Raw genomic sequence first — 16,775 nt, 5'->3', positions numbered from 1 at the left:
ACGTTCGCGGGCGCCCGTCTAAAAACCGCCTGCCAGTGACAACTGCTGGCACGTTTCGGGCAGCGGCGGCCGCCGGGACTCCGCGTTCACTCGCCGTCTCGCTTCGCGCGCTCGGCGTGGGCGTCCGCGAGCCGCGTCGGTTCGGGGAGTTTGTACCCCCCACACAGCGCCGCGACGAGGTCGACCGCGCCGTCCGCCGACACGCGGTGGCCGGGACTGACGTACAGGGGGTTCACCCGCCTGCTGTTGGGGTACTGACGCGACTGGAACGCGTGGCCGATGACGGTTCCCGGCTCGGCGGTCGTCACCGCGTCGTCGGCGCGGACCGGCGTCCGCCAGCCCGCGGGGCGCTCGGCCGTCGGCTCGTCGGGTTCGCCGCAGAGGAGGCTCTTCGCGACGCCGACGCTGGGCACGTCGCGGAGGACGCCGACGTGCGTCGCGAGGCCGGCCTCCCGGTAGTGGATTCGGCCGGAGCCGTCGCAGACCAGCAGGTCGGGATCGGCGTCGAGCGCGTCGAGCGCGGCCAGTATCGGCTCCCCCTCGCGGAACGCGAGCAGGCCCGGGATGTACGGAATCGCGAGCGGCGTCGTCGCGCTCGCGTACTCGACGACGCGGCCGTTCCGGAACGCGACCGCGGCTGAGACGGCGGCGTCGGGCCGATCGCCGCGGTCGGTGCGGAACGCCTGATCGACGCCGACGACGGTCGGGGCGCCTGCGTCGCGGTCGTCGCCCGAATCGGCGCTCGCGTTCACGCTCGACTCGCCGCCCGCGTTCAGTCGCTCCTGTGCGCCGTCGCACGCGGGCGGGAGCCCGTCCGCGAGCGAGACGCCCTCCTCGACCGCGACGGCGGCGGGGTCGGGCGTGCCGTCGTCGGCGAACGTCGCGGCCGCCGCGATCTCGCGTTGGAGCGCCTCCATCTCCGCGCGCGACAGCGACGGATCGGGTCGGAGGTCGGGCCGCGCGAGGTCCATCAGAGCCGTCCGCCGGGGCCGCCCGGCCCGCCCGGGCCGCCCGGGCCGCGCGCGCCGCCCATCGAGACGCCGCCCGCGCCGCCCGCGGAGCGCGCCAGCCCCTCGTTGCGCTTCCCGAACGCGAGCCCGATGGCGAAGCCGATCAGGTGCGCGAGGTGCGCGATGCCACCGACGCCGCCGGTGCCGCTCGTGACGACCAGCAGCGCGGAGACGGCAGCGATCCCCCACGTGAGGTACTTGATCTTCATCGGGATGACGAAGAAGAGGAGGACCTGCATGTTCGGCCGCCAGACGGTGAGCACGCCGAGGATCGCGAAGCCGGCGCCGCTGGCGCCGAGAACACCGGTCGGCGGGGCGTTCGTCGCGATCGCGAACAGGACGTGGCCGAGCCCGGCGGCGATCCCCGCGCCGAAGAAGAACGCCACGAACTTCTTCGAGCCGACGGCGCGCTCGACGAGCGGACCGAAGAACAGGATCACGACGCTGTTCCCGATGATGTGGAACAGCTGTCCGGGGGCGTGCGAGAACACCGACGTCACCCACGTCCAGACGTTCGTGATCGCCTCCGACTGGAGCACGAACAGGGTGTTGTGGAGCGACTGGCCGCCGACGAACAGCGCGATCCACTGCGCGACGAACGTCACCCACATCGCCAGCAGGATGGCGTACGTCGCGTTGTTCCGGAAGTAGCTCACCAGTCCGCCGGTGCCGGTCTCGCGGTCGATTCGGCGCTTGACGCGGTCGACGACGCCGCCGGCCCCCGCGGAGGCGCCCCCGCCCCCGCCGGTGCCGTCCGCGGCCCCGCCCTCGACGCTCTCGTCGAACCCGCTGTCGAAGACGCCGCCGGGGTCGTCCCACCCGGCGAGCCCCGGGCAGTCGTGGTTCTCCGGCAGTCGGTGTTCGGCGCAGAACGTCTGGCCGCACCGCTTACACTGGTAGGGGAGGTTCTCGTACTCCCCGCACTCGTCGCACGTCGCCATTGGCGGCACTTACGGGGGCGGTCGTAAAGCGGTTTGGCTCTTTAGGTGGCTTCGTATGAGGCGGTCGGTGGTTCACGTGCTGGATTCACTATCACGTGGGTGAACACTGCCGAAGCCCCAGCCGGGAGGACGCCGCACACTCGCTGCGCTCCTCGCGCGCGCTGCTCGCTGCGGTGCTTACGTCATCTGCGGCGTCCTCCCGGCTGCCCCTTCGAGTCCCGCCCGGCCGCGACCGCCTCGCGCCTCCCCAACCTCGTCGCTGGCGGTCTTCGCTTCGCTCGACCGCCAGCGACTCCCGCGCGCGTGCTGTCTCACGCCCTTCGGGCGCTCGCAGGCACGCGCCACCGCGGAAGTCGGTTCAGTCGTCGCTCGGCGTCTCCGAATCGCCGTCTCTCAGGTCGTCCACGAGCCGGCGGAGCGTCGCGAGGGGGTACTGCCCGGGCGCGGTCGCGTTCGCGGGGTCGACGGGCGCGTAGCCGATCTTCGAGCCGTAAATCGGGGTGACCGCGCGGGTGTGCCGCCCCGGCTCACCCATGCACATCGTCGCGACGCGGTGCCCGGCGGCGGTCGCCTCGTGGGTCGCCTCGATCATCGCGAGCGCGTCCGCCGGCGCGGTGGCGGTCGTCGCCAGCTTCCCCACGTCGCCCTCGCTCGCGGCGTCGGCGAGGAGGTCGACGATCGCGGCGGGCTCCGGGGTGGACTCGAAGTCGTGGACGGACGCGACGACCTCGACGCCGGCCTCGCGGGCCGCGTCGCGCAGGGCCGCGGCGTGCGACTCCTCCGCGGCGTCGGGGTGCGTCCCGCGCAGCGCCGCGAGTTCGACGTCGACCGCGGCGACCGCGTCGTGGCCGATCGCCGTCGAGAGCGCGTCGTAGCGGCCGAGCCCCTCGGCCTCGCCGCCCTCCCACGACGCCCGGTTCGTGACGAGCAGCGGGAGCTCGCCGTCGTAGCCCGCCAGCTGGTCGAGCGGGTCGCTCGCGAGGTCCAGCCGGAACTCCACCGCGTCCGCGTGCTCGCGAGCCGCCGGCTCCTCGGAGAGGTCGGCCGTGCTCGCGGCGAGAACGAACTCCTCGAACATACGCGGGCGTTCCGCGGGCGGGGACTTAGGTGTGTGCGTCCGCCGAGCGGACGCGGAGAACGGGGTCGGCGAGAAGCCGGTCAGGCGACGAGGCCGTCTTCCGCTTCGAGCAGCTCGTGGTACCGGTTCCGGATGGTGACCTCGGAGATGTCGGCGACCTCCGACACCGCGGCCTGCGTCGTCTTCTCGTTCGTCAGGAGCGCGGCGGCGTAGACGGCGGCCGCGGCGAGACCCACCGGCGATTTGCCCGAGTGGACGCCCTTCTCCTTGGCGTTGCGGAGGAGGCTCTTCGCGCGCATCTCCGACTCCTCGCTCAGTTCGAGGTCGGAGGCGAACCGCGGGACGTACTGCTCGGGGTCGGCCGGCTTCACTTCGAGCTTGAGCTCGCGGACGACGTAGCGGTACGTCCGCGCGATCTCGGCCTTCTCGACGCGCGACACGTCGGCGATCTCGTCGAGGCTGCGCGGGACGCCGGCCATCCGGGCGGCGGCGTACACGCAGGAGGTGGAGACGCCCTCGATGGAGCGACCGGGGAGGAGGTCCTCGTCGAGCGCGCGGCGGTAGATGACGGAGGCGGTCTCGCGGACGTTGTCCGGCAGGCCCTGTGCCGAGGCCATGCGGTCGATCTCGCCGAGCGCCTGCTTGAGGTTGCGCTCCTTCGAGTCGCGGGTGCGGAACCGCTCGTTCCACTTGCGGAGCCGTTGCATCTTCTGGCGCTGGCGCGCGCCGAGCGACCGACCGTACGCGTCCTTGTCGCGCCAGTCGATGTTCGTCGAGAGCCCCTTGTCGTGCATCGTGTTCGTGGTCGGGGCGCCGACGCGGCTCTTCTCGTCCTTCTCGCGCGAGTCGAACGCGCGCCACTCCGGACCGCGGTCGACCGAGTCCGCCTCGACGACGAGCCCGCAGTCGCTACAGACCGTCTCGCCGTGTTCCTCGTCGTTGACGACGTGCCCGCCGCACTCCGGGCAGCTCAGCGTTTCGTCGGTGCTCTCCGATTCCTCCTCGTTCGTCTCCGTTCGGGTGCGACTCCCCCGTGTGTGTAGTCGTTCACTCATAGCTCGGTTGCCCCCGGAAACTGAAACTGCCCGAGAGCGATCTTACGTTACCGTCGACGGAACACAACTTAAAACGACCGGAACGTGTCGCTCGAATCCCGACGAAAGGACACGATCTATCACGTGTTTTCACCGATCTCCGGTCGTCGTCCGGACCGTTGGCTTCGCGGTTCGGACGCCGTGAACTCACCACGGAAGCAGTTTTCGCCACCACGATTCCGATCCTTCCTCGTCGGAATCTGTCGACTGTTCGCCCGCGATCGAGCCGTCGAGAGCAACATCCGGTGACGATTGTCCGATGTCTTCCGGTGTTGTTCCCATCGTCGTCACTTCTTCCGGGTCCATCGGCTGCGGTCCCCGATCTTCTGGTGTTTCGTCTTCATCGAGGTGTTCGCCGGTACAGCCGTGGTTTTCGGGGAGACGATGATCCGGACAGACTGGATCGCCGCAGTAGGCGCACCGATACAGCATTCCGTCGGAGCTAGTGGCCGATCCGCAGACTACGCACGACTTTCCGGCCATATCGTCTGTTTTCCGTCGCGCCTACATATTCATGTTTTGTGTCTCAGAGTCTCTCGATGACCCCTTCCGTCGCTCGTTTCAAAGCATCCGACCGAAACGCTTGCGCCGTTCGCGCCCCGACCACGGGCTATGACTGAGCCCCGCGTCGTCTCCCTCGCCCCGAGCGCGACCGCGACGGTCGCCGCGCTCGGGGCGGTCGACCGCCTCGTCGGCGTCACGCACCACTGCGACCTCCCGTCCGACGCGGACGCCGGCTCCGCGCACCGCACCGGGGCTCCCGACGCCGTCGGCGGCTGGCTGAACCCCGACCTCGACCGCGTCGCCGCCCTCGACCCCGACGTCGTCCTCACGAGCGACGGCCTCCAGTCCGACCTCGCGGACGACTGCCGCGAGCGCGGCCTCGCCGTCGCACACCGCGAGCCGGAGACCCTCGACGACGCGGTCGAGGCGTTCGCGGCCCGCGGTGCCGACGTCGGCCGCCCCGAGGCCGGCGAGCGACTCGCGACCGACGCGCGCGACCGGCTCGACCGGATCGCCGACGCCGTCGCCGGCCGCCCCCGCCCCACCGTCTACTGCGAGGAGTGGTCCGACCCGCCGATGGCGGCCGGCAACTGGGTCCCCGACGCCGTCCGCGCCGCGGGCGGGCGGTACCCCTTCGCTGACCCCGGCGAGCGCTCCCGCGAGGTCGACCCCGCCGCGGTCGAGCGGGCCGACCCCGACCACGTGGTCGTCCACGTCTGCGGGCACGGCGACCGCGTCGACCCCGCGACCGTCGCCGAACGCGACTGGGCCGTCGACGCGCCGGTCCACGTCCTCGACGACTCCCTCCTCAACCAGCCGAGCCCCGCGCTCCTCGACGGCGTCGAGCGACTGGCGCGCTTGCTCCATCCCGAGGCGTTTTCGGCCGCGGGCGACGACGCCGAGGCATGACCACCCTGCGAGTCGGCGTCGGCAGCGGCAACCCGGTGAAGCGGCGCGCGGTCGAACTGGCGCTCGGTGCGGCGGCGGACGCCGACCTTCCGGGCGACCCGACGGGTGTCGCGGTCGAGTCGGTCCCCGTCGACTCCGGCGTGAGCGAACAGCCGACCGGCCACGCGGAGACGATCGCAGGCGCGGAGAACCGCGCCGCGGCGGTTCTCGACCCGGACCCGATCGACGGTGCGGGAGCCGACCGCGCCGCAGCCTACGACCTCGGCGTCGGGATCGAGGGCGGTGTCGCGGAGTTCGACGGCGCCGACGATCGCTACCTGATCATGTGGGCGGCGGTGACCGACGGCGACCGTGTCGGCCGCGGCGCCGGCCCGTCCCTCGCACTCCCGGCCGACGTCGCCGCCCGCATCGACGACGGGAGCGAACTCGGTCCGGTGATGGACGACCTCCTCGACACCGAGGGAATCGCGAAGCGCGGCGGCGCCGCCGGCGCGCTCACGAACGGTCGCGTCGATCGGTCCGAGGCGCTCGCGACCGCGGTGAGCGGCGCGCTCGGCCTGTTCGTGTCCGGGCTGTACTGACGCTTCTCCGGCGGGTGTCGCGCCGCCGTACTCTCCCGGTTCTCCGGCGGGTGTCGCGCCGCCGGACCGTCCCGGTCTCCGGGTGCGAAGCGGTTCGAAGGCCGTACCCAAACGCGGCGATCGACCGGCCGTCTCGACCCCTCCAGCGCGTAAGACCGCACGACTGCGGCGCGTTAACCTGACGTACCAACCGCCTTATGCGGGATCCCGACGTGGTGTCTGTATGAGCACGGTCCACTCGGACGCGGTCGCGGAACAGGGCGTCGTCTCGGTCGAATCCGACGGACTCTCCGCGAAGCAGGCGCGCATCCTGGGATACCTCCGGGAGAACGCCGCCGACCGGACGTACTTCAAGTCGCGGCTGATCGCCGACGACCTCGGACTCTCCGCGAAGGAGGTCGGCGCGAACATGGGCGCGGTCGCCGAGGCCGCCACCGACGTCGACGTCGAGAAGTGGGGCTACTCGTCGGGCACGACGTGGATGGTCACGGCCTGAACGGGGACCGCCCGCGACGGGGCGCGTCTCACGGGTCGTACGCGACCAGCGACGCCGCGTCGTCGGCGAACGCGACCGCCTCGGCGCCGAAGGAGTCGGCGTAGCGAACGACGAGCGTGAGCAGCCGCTCCGGCTCGGTCAGCGCGTAGCCGTCGGTCCGGTCGAGCAGGCCCGCGCGCTCCAAGTCGGCGGCCGCGGCGCTTATGGTCGGGCGCGAGACGCCGAGGGCGCTCGCGAGGTCGGCGCCGGTCGCGTCGGGGTCGCGCAACAGCGCGAGGACCATCCCGCGCGGCGTCTCCCGGCGGAGGTAGCCGAGCGCCCGCTTGTCGGTCTCGTCGAACCGTCCGGCGGGGAAGAAGCGGCGGTAGTCGGCGTCCTTCTCCGACTCGATCGCGCCCGCCGCCTCCAGCTTCCGGAGGTGGTACTGCGCCTCGCCGGTGCCGAGACGGAGGTCGTCGCGGAGCTTCGAGAAGTGCGCGCCGGGGGTCGTCGGCACGTAGCCGCGGATCGCCTCCCGCGTCTCGTTGGTGTCGTCGACGCCGTCGTCCGCTCTCGCGGTTCCGACGAACGGCGCCGCGGCTCCGACCGCGGCGAACCGCCGGAGCGTCTCGCGCTTCTGCCCGTCGAACCCCTCTGTCACGGCCGTAGTAGCCGACGCCTCGACAAAAGCACTTCGCTCGTGACGGTGAGCGGCGAAAAACGCGGTTACCGCCTCGCTTCGCGCGGATCTATTCTTCTTTCTCGACTTCCGCGGCCGCCTCCTCGTCGTCCATCTCCTGGATGACCTCGTCCGCGGACTTGATGTTCGCGCCGGCGTCGCCCGACTTCACCGCCTCCGCCTCCTTCTCCAACTCCTCGACGTCCATCTCCGCGGACTGCTCGATCTGGCCGAGGATCTCGTCGATGTCGTCGAGCCCGAGCATCTTCCGGGTGTCGTCGTCGAACTCCTTCCCGTCGAGCCCCTCCATCTGCTGGACGTCGGAGCCGGAGAGCGCCTTGCCGTAGCGGCCCACCAGACTCGTGAGCTCCTGCGGGAGGACGAAGGTGGTGGACTCGCCCTTGCCGATCTCTTCGAGGGTCTCCATGCCGCGCTCGATGATGGCGCGTTCGCCCATCGATTCCGCGGAGCGGGCGCGGAGGACGGTCGAGATCGCGTCCCCCTGCGCTTCGAGGATCTGGCTCTGCTTTTCACCCTGCGCGCGGATGATGTTGGACTGCTTGTCACCCTCCGCCTGCTCGACGGCGGAGCGGCGTTCCCCCTGCGCTTCGAGGATCATCGCGCGCCGACGGCGCTCCGCGGAGGTCTGCTGCTCCATCGCCTGCTGGACGTCCTTCGAGGGGTTGACCTCGCGGACCTCGACGCTCTCGACGCGGATCCCCCACTCGTCGGTTGGCTCGTCGAGCTCCTTGCGGATCTTCGCGTTGATCTCTTGGCGCTTGTTCAGCGTGTCGTCGAGCTCCATGTCGCCGAGGACGGCGCGGAGGGTGGTCTGCGCGAGGTTCGAGACGGCCTTCTTGTAGTCGTCCACTTCGAGGAACGCCTTCTTGGCGTCCATCACCTTGATGTAGACGACCGCGTCGGCGGTCACCGGGGAGTTGTCCCGCGTGATCGCCTCCTGACGGGGGACGTCGAGCGTCTGGGTCCGCATGTCGAACGGGTACGTTCGGGAGACGAACGGCGGGATGAGGTTGATACCCGGTTCGAGCAGCTTCCGGTACTCGCCGAAGACGGTGAGCGTCTTCTTCTCGTAGGCGTCGACGATCTCGAACGACTGCCAGAGCGTGACGACCACGAGCAAAAGCGCGAGCAGGCCGACGCTCACGAGCCCGAAGCCGAGGCCGGATTGGAGGGTGATCGGATCCATGCCTTCCGCTTAGGCCATCGCACGCTTAATAGTTCGCACGCCGAAGGCGATCGGCTCGCCGTCTCTCGGTCGTCTCCGCTACTCCGCGTCGAACGCCGCAGCGACGTTCTCCAGCGCGGCCCGGAGCTGCCGCTCGTTGAACCGGCGGACGATCGGCGCGCCGACCCTCGTGAGCGCGCTCTCCGGCAGGTCGTACGTCGCGGCGTACGTCAACTCCGTCCCCCCGTCGACGGGTTCGAGTTCGAGGTCGATGGTCCCAGTGAGCCGGCCGCGGAGCTCGAAGACGTGGCGCTTCGGGGGTTCGTGGACGGTCTGGACGATCTCGCCGTCGATCCCGATCCCCGCCGTCCGGTAGGTGTACGAGAGGCGCTTCCCGCCGTTCGCGAGCGGTTCGACGTCTCGCACGTCGCCGAGACCGGGCGTGATAGTCGCGTGGTTCTCGGGGTCGTCGAGGAACGCGAACACGGCCTCCGGGTCGGCCGCGACGACGATCGCGTCGCTCGCGGCGAAGGGGTCGTCGCCCGCCGTCGGGCTCATTCGCTCGATCGGGGGTCGACGTACGCCTCGACCAGCTTCCGCTCGGCCGCGCGGAGGTGCTGGTGGTACGTCTGTCGCGTGATCCCCATCTGCGCCGCGATCTCCGAGCCGTCGACCGGTCGCGGCCACTCGAAGTAGCCGTTCAGCTCGGCGGTCTTCAGCGCGGCGCGCTGTCGCTCGGTGAGTCGCTCGTCGACGGCCGCCGCGAACTCCGCGACGGTGCGGTCACGGCTCTCGCGCTCGACGCGCGACCGGAGCTCGACGCCCGCGTACTCGTCGCGGAGCACGTCGAGGATCGACCGGACGTCGTGCTCCGGCGGCGCCTCGATCGTCAGGGTCGCTCCCTCCGGCGTCGCGGTCGCCTCGGCGACGACGCCGCCGTGGTCGGCCAGCTGCGTGAGCGGCGGCGACTCGGTGACGGTGACGGCGAAGCTGACGCCGTCGCTCGTCTCGGAGACGGTCCGCATCGACTCGACCAGCGGCAGGGCGGCGAGCTCGTCGAGGTCCGGGTCCTCGCCGTCCGCGCGGAAGTACAGCTCGCAGGCGTCGTCGTCGAGCCGCGTCGTCCCGAGGTGCTCCACCTCTCCGCCGACCGCGTCGGCGATCCGCGCGAGCGCCGCCGCCGGGTCTCGGATCTCGACCACGAGTTCCACGACGCGGTCGGTCGTGAGCATCTCCGTCGTCTCGATTGAGTGGAGCCCGTTCGCGATCATCTTCCCGACCGACTCGCACACCCGCCGCTCCCGGCGGTCGAGCACGTCCGCGCCGCTGCCGTAGATCCCCAACAGCCCGTACCGCCGCTCCCCGTAGGTGAGGGGCACGACGAGGAGCCGCCGCCCGCCGGCGGACTCCGGTTCGAGCGGTCCGTCGGCGACGCGTTCTATCGACCCGCTGTGGCTCGTTTCGGTCTCGATGGCCTCCCGCACCTCGCTCGGCGTCTCGTCGATCTCGTACGTCGCGCCGGGCTCGACCGACACGCCGCTCGCGGCGCGTATCTCGAGCCGACCGGTCGCCGACGACACCTCGCCGATCCACCCGCCGGCGTACCCCGGCTCTCCGGCGACGACCTCGCACACGCGCTCCGAGATGACGCCCGAGTCACGGTTCTCGACGAGGATACGGCTGATGTCGGCGAACAGCCCGTTCACCCGGCCGAGGACCCTGTCGAGCGAGCGGCGTTCCGTCGCGAGCTTCTCGGCGCGCTCCTCGGCGAGCCGCTCCGCCTCCTTCCGGTCGCTGATATCGTTCTGGAAGCCGACGTAGTGGGCCAGCTCGCCGTCTTCGTCGTACACCGGTGCGACCGTCAGTTCGTTCCAGAACGGCGTGCCGTCGCGCCGGTAGTTCCGGATCTCGACGGTCACCTGCTCCTCGTTCCCGAGCGCCTCCGCGATCTCCGCGACGGTCTCCGGGTCCGTCCCCGGCCCTTGGAGGAACCGGGGGTTGCGTCCGAGCGCCTCCTCGACCGGGTAGCCGGTGTGGTCCTCCCACGCGCCGTTGACGTACACGAGGGGGTAGTCCGGGAGGTCGGGATCGCTGATGCTGATCCCGATCGGGGCGTCCTCGACGGCCCGCCGCACCTCCGACGCCGTCGGTTCGTGGTCGGAGACGTCCTGTCGCGGCTCCGAGGTCGGGACCGCAGAACAGACCGTCGAGACGTCGGAGACGAGCCGTTCGATCGACGCCGACCCGTTCTTCTGGAGGAACCTGTCGACGCCGCTCTCGAAGGCGGCCTCCGGAACGCCCTCCTCGTCCGTCGCCGTGAACATCACGACGGGCACGCCGGCGTCGGACTCCTCTATCGCGCTCGCGAGGGCGACCCCGTCGTCGCCGGCCAGCGCGTACTCGCTGACGACGCAGTCGTACTCGCCGGTCGTCGCCTTCGCGACCGCGGACGCCGCGGTGTCCGTGCGGGTCACGTCGAACCCCGCGGCGCCGAGCGCCGTCTCGATCCGATCGCTCCCCGCTTCTGGGTGGACAAGGAGCGCTCGTGCGTTCGCCATGAGCGATCCTTCGCGCCGGGTCGAGTTAAACGGTCGCCCGTGTTCCGAGGACCTGAGCCGTCGCCCGATCGGCCGAGCGACCGAGCGCCGGGCAGCGACTGTCCAGTTAGGCCGAGTCCCTTTTGGCTCGCCGAGCCACGGTCGAGTCATGGCGCCGACCGTTGCCACCGACGAGCACCCCTTCGGCCGAGCCCGCGGAGCATGAGCGTGCGGGTCCCCGTCAGGGCTCCCTCCACGTCGGTTCCGGAGGACCGCGTCGGGCTCCCCGAGGCGGTCCTCGCCGACGTCAGGATCGGTCCCGGCGACGCGGCGGTCGTCGAGGGCGTCCACCGCGTCGTCGCCCCGGTCGTCCGCGTCGACGTCGATTCGCCGGGCGTCTTCCTCCCCGAGGGGCTCCGCCGGACCGCCGGACTCGACGCGGGCGAGACCGCGACCGTGACGCCGTCGACCCTCCCGGTCGCGTCGTCGGTCGCCCTGCGCCTCCGCCAGTCGATCGACGTGGAGCGGAGCGAGGACGCTGTCCGTCGCCGGCTCGATCGGCGGGTGGTCGCCGTCGGCGACGCGGTCGAGGTCACCCGCCTCGGCGGCGCGCTCACGCTCCGGTTCGACGTGCGGGACGTGACTCCCGCGTCGCCGGCGGTCGTCACCGACGAGACCGAGATCACCGTCGCGGCCGACGAGAGCGAGCCGTCGGTCGTCACGGAGCGCTCGGGCGGCACCGGCACGGGCGACGAGTTCGTCCCCACGGCGACGTTCGAGCGCCTCCGCGACGCGGCCGTGACCCGGTTCGACGCGGCCGAGACGTTCGAGGCCGCGGGGTACCCGACGCTGGGACTGCTCCTCCACGGGCCGCGCGGGTCGGGGAAGACGACGCTCGTCGAGGCCGTCGCGGCCGCGACCGACGCCGCGCTCGTCCGCGTCTCGGCGGCCCGGCTCCGAGGCGAGCGCGCGGGGGACCGGTCCGAGCGGCTCGATCGGCTGGTCGAGGCCGTCCCGACCGGCGAGCCGACCGTGGTCCTCCTCGACGACCTCGAAGCGCTCGGAACCGACGGCGGCGACTCCGCGCTCGCAGACCGCCTCCGGTCGACGGTCGACGAGCTCCGCGCGGGCGACCGGACGGTCGTGATCGGCGCGACGACCGACCCGGACGGCGTCCCGTCGGCGCTGCGCCGCGGCGGGCGGTTCGACCGCGAACTGGCGGTCGCGCCGCTGACGACCGGCGAGCGCGCCGCGGCGCTCGAAGCGCTCTGCGAGGGCGCGCCGCTCGCGATGGACGTCGACTTCGAGGCGATCGCCGCGCGGCTCGACGGCTACGTGTTCGCCGACCTGACCGCCCTCGCGGACGCGGCGCTGGAGCGGGCGGTCCGCCGCGAGGGGCGGACCGCGATCCGGCTGGCCGACTTCGAGGCCGCGCTCGACGACGTCGAACCCGGCGGGCTCCGGGAGGTCACGGTCGAGTTCCCGGCGGTCGGCTGGGACGAGGTCGGGGGGCTCGACGACGCCAAGCGCGAGCTGGTGCGCGCGGTGTACTGGCCGCTGGAGTACGCCGACCGCTTCGCGGAGCTGGGGATCGACCCCCCCTCGGGCGTGCTGCTGTACGGCCCGCCGGGGACCGGGAAGACGCTGCTCGCGCGGGCGGCGGCGAGCCTCAGCGACGCGAACTTCATCCCCGTGAACGGCCCCGAGCTGCTCGACAAGTACGTCGGCGAGTCCGAGAAGGCGGTCCGGGACCTGTTCGCCACCGCGCGCGAGAACGCCCCGGCGGTGATCTTCTTCGACGAGGTCGACGCGGTCTCGCCGAGGCGCAGCGGCGACGACACGGGCGCCGGCGAGCGCGTCGTCTCGCAGCTCCTCACCGAACTCGACGGGTTGGAGCCGCTGACCGACGTCGCCGTCATCGCGGCGACGAACCGGCCGGAGAGCATCGACGAGGCGCTGCTCCGGCCGGGCCGGATCGAGAAGGCGGTCGAGACGCCGCTCCCCGACCGAGACGCGCGCCGCGAGATCCTGGAGATACACGCGCGAGAGACGCCCGTCGCCGCCGACGTGGACCTCGACGCCCTCGCCGCGCGCACCGGCGGCTACAGCGGCGGCGACCTCGCGGCGCTGGTCCGCGAGGCCGGGCTGCTCGCGATCGAGGACGCCATCGTCGACGACGGACCGGCGGCCGAGCCGACGGTCGGCCGCGACCACTTCGACCGCGCGCTGGCCGAGACCGCTCCGTCGACCCGCGACGGGCGCGGCGACGCCGAGCGCTCCGGCGAGTAGCGGGCTGCCGGCCTCTCTGCCCGCCTCACGTCGGCTCCTCGTGGAGGTTGAGGACGAAGTACGCGACGCCGACCATCGCGAGCAGTTCCATCGCCGCCATTCCCCAGAACGTCGGGCCGAACCCCGCGCGCCCCTCCAGCGTCGGGATCACGAATATCCCGGCGAGGGCGGTCACGAGGCAGACAGCGAGCCCGACGACGGAGCGCGTCCGCAGCGCCGGCGGCTGTTCGGTGTCGGTGTGAGCCATGTGAAAAATGAACGGTGAATGGGGTTGAACCGTGCTGTTCGGTCGCGTCGGGTCGACTCCGCGATCAGTCCGCCGCCTGCGCGTCGGCACCGGCCGACGGCTCGGGCGCCTCGGTCTCGCCGAGGATGGCGCGGCTGCGGAGCAGGACGAAGCCGAACCCGACCTTCGCGGTCACGTCGAGGACCATGAACGCGAGCGTCTCGACGCCGAGGCCGACGACGCCGGCGCCCTCGGTCCCGACGATCCACAGGATCGGGTACGCCGTCCAGAGGACGGCGACCAGTGCGGTCAGCGTGTTGAACGTGCTCTGTACGTCCTCGGAGCGCTCCGCGGCGGCGCTGCGGAGGCTCGTCAGGAGGTAGTAGAGCACGAACAGGAACGCGATCGTGCTGAACAGCCACCAGGAGTACCGCGCGAGCGGCGTGTGCGAGAGCGCGCCGATGAGGCCGGTGACGATCATCAGCGCGTCGACGCCGATCAGCGTCCCGATGGTGACGCGGTCGACCTTCGCCAGCAGCGCGAGGTCGAGCAGCAGCAGCGGCGTGGTGAACAGCCAGTCGGCGTACCGGGCGTAGTAGATGTCGAGCACCTCTCCGCTCACGAGCTCGACCTCCGTCACGCCGATGCCGAAGAACATCGCTAGGTACGCGGCCGACGCGATCCCCGGTACGAGTATCGTGATCGCGTAGTACTCACGGGCCTCCTTGTCAGTCACGCCCCATCCGCGGGCGATGAAGTAGAAGGTCCCAATGAGCATTAGTATCGTGCCGATTCCCAACCAGAGCGTCTCGGGGCGACCGTCCCCGAGCAGGTCGTATCCCGCCTGTAGCGCTATCGGGTCCATACCCACATCGTGATACAGTATATATGCTATTCAGATCGATGCCAACCCAGTCAGGTACCGCGAGCGGACGGTCGGCGATCCGACCGGGTGATCGACGCTCCGCACCGCTGACGAACCACCGGTCGAGGGTGACGTCGTCGCCCCGAAAGTAATGACCGTGGGGAACCACGGGTGATACATGGCCGACGACGACACCGAGGCGGAAAAGGAATCGACCACCGAGACCGCCACCGAACGGGACGCCGAGGCGGACGCCACCGACGACGTCACCATCGACGTCGAGGCGATAGACTCGTACGAGCAGCGCATCGAGGAGCTGTCGGCCGCGGTCGAGGAGCGCGAGGAGACGATCGAAGAGCTCCGGTCGGTCGTCGAAGCGCAGTCCGAACAGATCGACCGGCTCGAAAACCAGTTCCTCGACCTCTCCGCGCGCGTGGCCGACGGCCGGAACCTCGGCGTCTGCCCCGAGTGTAACGGCCCCACCGAGAAGAAGGAGCGGCTGTTCCGCTCGGACACGATCGAGTGTACGCGCTGCGGCGAAGTGATCCACACGTACTGAGCCCGTTCCGAACCCCTCGCTCTCCACTCAGCGCGTCGCCGAACAGACACGCGGCTCCGTTGAACCCTCACAGGTGACGCGTTCTGAACTGTCGCTGGTCAGTACAGAGGTAGCGGCGAGCGATTTCGGGAGTGAGTGAATTACGATGACTCGGTGGTTGTTTATAACTGATCGAGTGGCCTTGCCGCTGGTTGTTTATAAACGGCTGACGACGGATTGGCGGTGAACACGTCCAAAGCCCCAGTCGCTGCGACCGCGCACGCTCGCTGCGCGCCTCTCTCGGTCACTCACTCCGTTCGTTCCCTCGTTGCGGTGCTTGCGTCGCCTGCGCGGTCGCAGCGACTGCCCCTTTGAGTCCCACCCGTACAGCACCGCGACCGCACCTCTCGCCTCCCCAACCTCGTCGCTCACTACGTTCGCGACTCCCTCGCGCGGTGCTGTTCGGCCGCGACGCGGCCTCACAGGCACGCGCCACCGCACCGCTTTTTATATACAACAGCTGCCGTCGTTCACCTCTACTCAAACATACTAAGACCGTCAGCGTCGATCTGCGATACCCACTCCCGAAACCGACCAGGGAACACTCCTCAGCGACCGACCGTTTCAGACGAGATTCATCTGAAAAGAGGGGGTTCCGACGGAGCCGGGGATATAAAAGACCGAATAATGGCGACGAGGCCCTAACCCCGTAACGCCCGTATTGTCACCCATGTCGACGTCGACGGCGAGTCCGGCGCGGCGGCTCCTCGGCGAACCGGAACGGACGGCCATCGGTGCCTCTCGCGCGGCGTTGCTCCTGCTCGCCCTCGGATTCGGCGCGCTGTCCGCGGCCGGCACCGACGTGTCGCTCCGGACCCAGATGATCGCGTACCTCGTGGGGATGGTCGCGTTGAACCTCCCGCACGGGGGGTACGAACACTTCTCGAACCTCCGGCGGCGCGGCCTCCCGTTCGGCGCGCGGTACGTGGCGCTGTACCTCGGCTTCGTCGCCTCGTTCGTGGCGCTGTTCGTCGTCGCGCCGCTGCCCGCGCTCGCGCTCGCCTTCGGGACGGCGGTCGCGAAGGGCGGTCACGGCGACCTCCGCGTGATGGACGCGCTGGTCGGCACCGACCACCTCCCGACCCGGCCGCAGCGGGCGCTCGCCGCGCTGGTCCGCGGCGGGGCCGTGATGGTCGTCCCGGCCGTCTTCTCGACGGAGACCTTCTACGGCTTCACCGGGATCATGCTCGGCGTCTTCGACGGTCGGTTGGCGGGTCCGGCCGCGTCGAACCCGGAGGCGTTCACGACGGCGCTCGGCGGGGCGTTCGGGCTGGCGGTGCTCGCGCACCTCGGCGGCGGCCTCGCGACCAGCCTGCGCTCGACCGACGGCGTCGGCCGGTCGTGGCTCCTCGACGCCGCGGAGACGCTGCTGCTCGTCGCGTACTTCGCCTTGGTGCCGGTCGTCGTCGCCATCGGGCTCTACTTCCCGCTGTGGTACTCGCTCCGGCAGTCGGCGCGGAGCGTGGTCGTCGAGCGCGAACAGCCCGACCGGACGGAGGGCGTCTCGCTCGTCGTCGCGTGGGGCGTCCTCGTCGTCGGCGCGCTGGTCACGGCGACCGTCGCGACCGCCCTGTGGGTCGTCGCACCGAACCCGATGGCGGGCGGCTCGCTGCTCTCGGGCGCCGTCGCCTTCTACACCATCTTCGTCTGCGTCATCGCGATGCCGCACGTCGTCGTCGGCGAGTGGCTCGACTTCGGGCGCGGCATCTGGTACGTGCCCTGACCGCGACGGATCGCGTCGGCGAGACCGCGCTCGCGACGCGAACCGCCCGCGGTCGACGAGATAACAAGCCCTAAAACCCG

At 70.8% G+C, this 16,775-nt stretch carries 17 protein-coding genes; 6 read left to right on the top strand and 11 right to left on the bottom strand.

The features are described 5' to 3' along the window. Positions 1-86 precede the first annotated feature (86 nt). From EXE46_RS11370 to EXE46_RS11350, 5 genes are all read right to left on the bottom strand, one after another. A complete protein-coding gene (locus EXE46_RS11370; protein ID WP_137688510.1) occupies positions 87-971 on the bottom strand; it encodes an endonuclease V in 885 nt (294 codons plus the stop codon). Then, positions 971-1,951, bottom strand: coding sequence for a rhomboid family intramembrane serine protease (locus EXE46_RS11365; protein WP_137688509.1), 981 nt, complete (start codon positions 1,949-1,951; stop codon positions 971-973). The genes EXE46_RS11370 and EXE46_RS11365 overlap by 1 nt, the downstream gene beginning before the upstream one ends. Before the next feature lie 358 nt (positions 1,952-2,309). Next, positions 2,310-3,029: a type I 3-dehydroquinate dehydratase gene (locus tag EXE46_RS11360; protein ID WP_137688508.1), complete on the bottom strand. Its 720-nt coding sequence runs from the start codon at positions 3,027-3,029 to the stop codon at positions 2,310-2,312. Between the two features lie 80 nt (positions 3,030-3,109). Next, positions 3,110-4,084 (bottom strand): transcription initiation factor IIB family protein, encoded by a 975-nt coding sequence (locus EXE46_RS11355; RefSeq protein ID WP_137688507.1) that lies wholly within the window; start codon positions 4,082-4,084, stop codon positions 3,110-3,112. A gap of 186 nt (positions 4,085-4,270) precedes the next feature. After that, positions 4,271-4,606 carry an AN1-type zinc finger domain-containing protein gene (locus EXE46_RS11350; protein ID WP_137688506.1) on the bottom strand — a complete coding sequence of 112 codons (336 nt, stop codon included), beginning with the start codon at positions 4,604-4,606 and terminating at the stop codon, positions 4,271-4,273. Between the two features lie 129 nt (positions 4,607-4,735). On the opposite strand from EXE46_RS11350, the gene EXE46_RS11345 reads away from it, so the two are divergent. The 3 genes from EXE46_RS11345 (at position 4,736) to EXE46_RS11335 (ending at position 6,613) form a co-directional block, all read left to right on the top strand. After that, on the top strand, positions 4,736-5,536 hold the full coding sequence (locus EXE46_RS11345) for a cobalamin-binding protein (protein WP_137688505.1): 801 nt from the start codon (positions 4,736-4,738) through the stop codon (positions 5,534-5,536). Further along, positions 5,533-6,117 (top strand): DUF84 family protein, encoded by a 585-nt coding sequence (locus tag EXE46_RS11340; RefSeq protein WP_137688504.1) that lies wholly within the window; start codon positions 5,533-5,535, stop codon positions 6,115-6,117. Before EXE46_RS11345 ends, EXE46_RS11340 begins: the two co-directional genes overlap by 4 nt. A 223-nt stretch (positions 6,118-6,340) precedes the next feature. Continuing rightward, positions 6,341-6,613: a hypothetical protein gene (locus EXE46_RS11335; RefSeq protein ID WP_137688503.1), complete on the top strand. Its 273-nt coding sequence runs from the start codon at positions 6,341-6,343 to the stop codon at positions 6,611-6,613. Positions 6,614-6,641: 28 nt separating this feature from the next. Here the strand turns inward: EXE46_RS11335 and EXE46_RS11330 are convergent, their stop codons facing one another. From EXE46_RS11330 to EXE46_RS11315, 4 genes are all read right to left on the bottom strand, one after another. Further along, positions 6,642-7,253, bottom strand: coding sequence for a MarR family transcriptional regulator (locus EXE46_RS11330; protein WP_137688502.1), 612 nt, complete (start codon positions 7,251-7,253; stop codon positions 6,642-6,644). Between the two features lie 88 nt (positions 7,254-7,341). Next, the gene (locus EXE46_RS11325) at positions 7,342-8,478 is read right to left on the bottom strand and encodes an SPFH domain-containing protein (protein ID WP_137688501.1); all 1,137 of its coding nucleotides are present in this window, start codon (positions 8,476-8,478) and stop codon (positions 7,342-7,344) included. Positions 8,479-8,556: 78 nt separating this feature from the next. After that, positions 8,557-9,015 carry an SRPBCC family protein gene (locus EXE46_RS11320; RefSeq protein ID WP_137688500.1) on the bottom strand — a complete coding sequence of 153 codons (459 nt, stop codon included), beginning with the start codon at positions 9,013-9,015 and terminating at the stop codon, positions 8,557-8,559. Further along, a complete protein-coding gene (locus tag EXE46_RS11315; RefSeq protein WP_137688499.1) occupies positions 9,012-11,015 on the bottom strand; it encodes a bacterio-opsin activator domain-containing protein in 2,004 nt (667 codons plus the stop codon). Before EXE46_RS11315 ends, EXE46_RS11320 begins: the two co-directional genes overlap by 4 nt. 201 nt (positions 11,016-11,216) lie before the next feature. Between EXE46_RS11315 and EXE46_RS11310 the strand changes: the two genes are divergently transcribed. Continuing rightward, the gene (locus EXE46_RS11310; protein ID WP_137688498.1) at positions 11,217-13,283 is read left to right on the top strand and encodes an AAA family ATPase; all 2,067 of its coding nucleotides are present in this window, start codon (positions 11,217-11,219) and stop codon (positions 13,281-13,283) included. A 25-nt stretch (positions 13,284-13,308) separates the two neighbouring features. On the opposite strand, the gene EXE46_RS11305 is transcribed toward EXE46_RS11310, so the two are convergent. Both EXE46_RS11305 and EXE46_RS11300 read right to left on the bottom strand, forming a co-directional pair. Then, complete coding sequence (locus EXE46_RS11305; RefSeq protein ID WP_137688497.1) at positions 13,309-13,530, bottom strand: hypothetical protein; 222 nt, start codon at positions 13,528-13,530, stop codon at positions 13,309-13,311. A 64-nt stretch (positions 13,531-13,594) separates the two neighbouring features. Beyond that, a complete protein-coding gene (locus tag EXE46_RS11300; protein WP_137688496.1) occupies positions 13,595-14,374 on the bottom strand; it encodes a bacteriorhodopsin in 780 nt (259 codons plus the stop codon). Between the two features lie 178 nt (positions 14,375-14,552). On the opposite strand from EXE46_RS11300, the gene EXE46_RS11295 reads away from it, so the two are divergent. Continuing rightward, positions 14,553-14,933 (top strand): SlyX family protein, encoded by a 381-nt coding sequence (locus EXE46_RS11295; RefSeq protein WP_137688495.1) that lies wholly within the window; start codon positions 14,553-14,555, stop codon positions 14,931-14,933. A 709-nt stretch (positions 14,934-15,642) separates the two neighbouring features. Continuing rightward, on the top strand, positions 15,643-16,695 hold the full coding sequence (locus EXE46_RS11290; RefSeq protein WP_137688494.1) for a Brp/Blh family beta-carotene 15,15'-dioxygenase: 1,053 nt from the start codon (positions 15,643-15,645) through the stop codon (positions 16,693-16,695). Positions 16,696-16,775 lie beyond the last annotated feature (80 nt).

This window comes from Halorubrum sp. GN11_10-6_MGM (assembly GCF_005435165.1).
Lineage (GTDB): Archaea > Halobacteriota > Halobacteria > Halobacteriales > Haloferacaceae > Halorubrum.
Note: the sequence above shows the minus strand (reverse complement) of the source record. Positions and strands in the feature narration are given on the sequence as shown.

What these genes read in the sequence shown, in the direction of transcription:
- EXE46_RS11370 (WP_137688510.1), bottom strand. Translation starts at nt 971, where the DNA reads ATGGACCTCGCGCGGCCCGACCTCCGACCCGATCCGTCGCTGTCGCGC.
- EXE46_RS11365 (WP_137688509.1), bottom strand. Translation starts at nt 1,951, where the DNA reads ATGGCGACGTGCGACGAGTGCGGGGAGTACGAGAACCTCCCCTACCAG.
- EXE46_RS11360 (WP_137688508.1), bottom strand. Translation starts at nt 3,029, where the DNA reads ATGTTCGAGGAGTTCGTTCTCGCCGCGAGCACGGCCGACCTCTCCGAG.
- EXE46_RS11355 (WP_137688507.1), bottom strand. Translation starts at nt 4,084, where the DNA reads ATGAGTGAACGACTACACACACGGGGGAGTCGCACCCGAACGGAGACG.
- EXE46_RS11350 (WP_137688506.1), bottom strand. Translation starts at nt 4,606, where the DNA reads ATGGCCGGAAAGTCGTGCGTAGTCTGCGGATCGGCCACTAGCTCCGAC.
- EXE46_RS11345 (WP_137688505.1), top strand. Translation starts at nt 4,736, where the DNA reads ATGACTGAGCCCCGCGTCGTCTCCCTCGCCCCGAGCGCGACCGCGACG.
- EXE46_RS11340 (WP_137688504.1), top strand. Translation starts at nt 5,533, where the DNA reads ATGACCACCCTGCGAGTCGGCGTCGGCAGCGGCAACCCGGTGAAGCGG.
- EXE46_RS11335 (WP_137688503.1), top strand. Translation starts at nt 6,341, where the DNA reads ATGAGCACGGTCCACTCGGACGCGGTCGCGGAACAGGGCGTCGTCTCG.
- EXE46_RS11325 (WP_137688501.1), bottom strand. Translation starts at nt 8,478, where the DNA reads ATGGATCCGATCACCCTCCAATCCGGCCTCGGCTTCGGGCTCGTGAGC.
- EXE46_RS11320 (WP_137688500.1), bottom strand. Translation starts at nt 9,015, where the DNA reads ATGAGCCCGACGGCGGGCGACGACCCCTTCGCCGCGAGCGACGCGATC.
- EXE46_RS11315 (WP_137688499.1), bottom strand. Translation starts at nt 11,015, where the DNA reads ATGGCGAACGCACGAGCGCTCCTTGTCCACCCAGAAGCGGGGAGCGAT.
- EXE46_RS11310 (WP_137688498.1), top strand. Translation starts at nt 11,217, where the DNA reads ATGAGCGTGCGGGTCCCCGTCAGGGCTCCCTCCACGTCGGTTCCGGAG.
- EXE46_RS11305 (WP_137688497.1), bottom strand. Translation starts at nt 13,530, where the DNA reads ATGGCTCACACCGACACCGAACAGCCGCCGGCGCTGCGGACGCGCTCC.
- EXE46_RS11300 (WP_137688496.1), bottom strand. Translation starts at nt 14,374, where the DNA reads ATGGACCCGATAGCGCTACAGGCGGGATACGACCTGCTCGGGGACGGT.
- EXE46_RS11295 (WP_137688495.1), top strand. Translation starts at nt 14,553, where the DNA reads ATGGCCGACGACGACACCGAGGCGGAAAAGGAATCGACCACCGAGACC.
- EXE46_RS11290 (WP_137688494.1), top strand. Translation starts at nt 15,643, where the DNA reads ATGTCGACGTCGACGGCGAGTCCGGCGCGGCGGCTCCTCGGCGAACCG.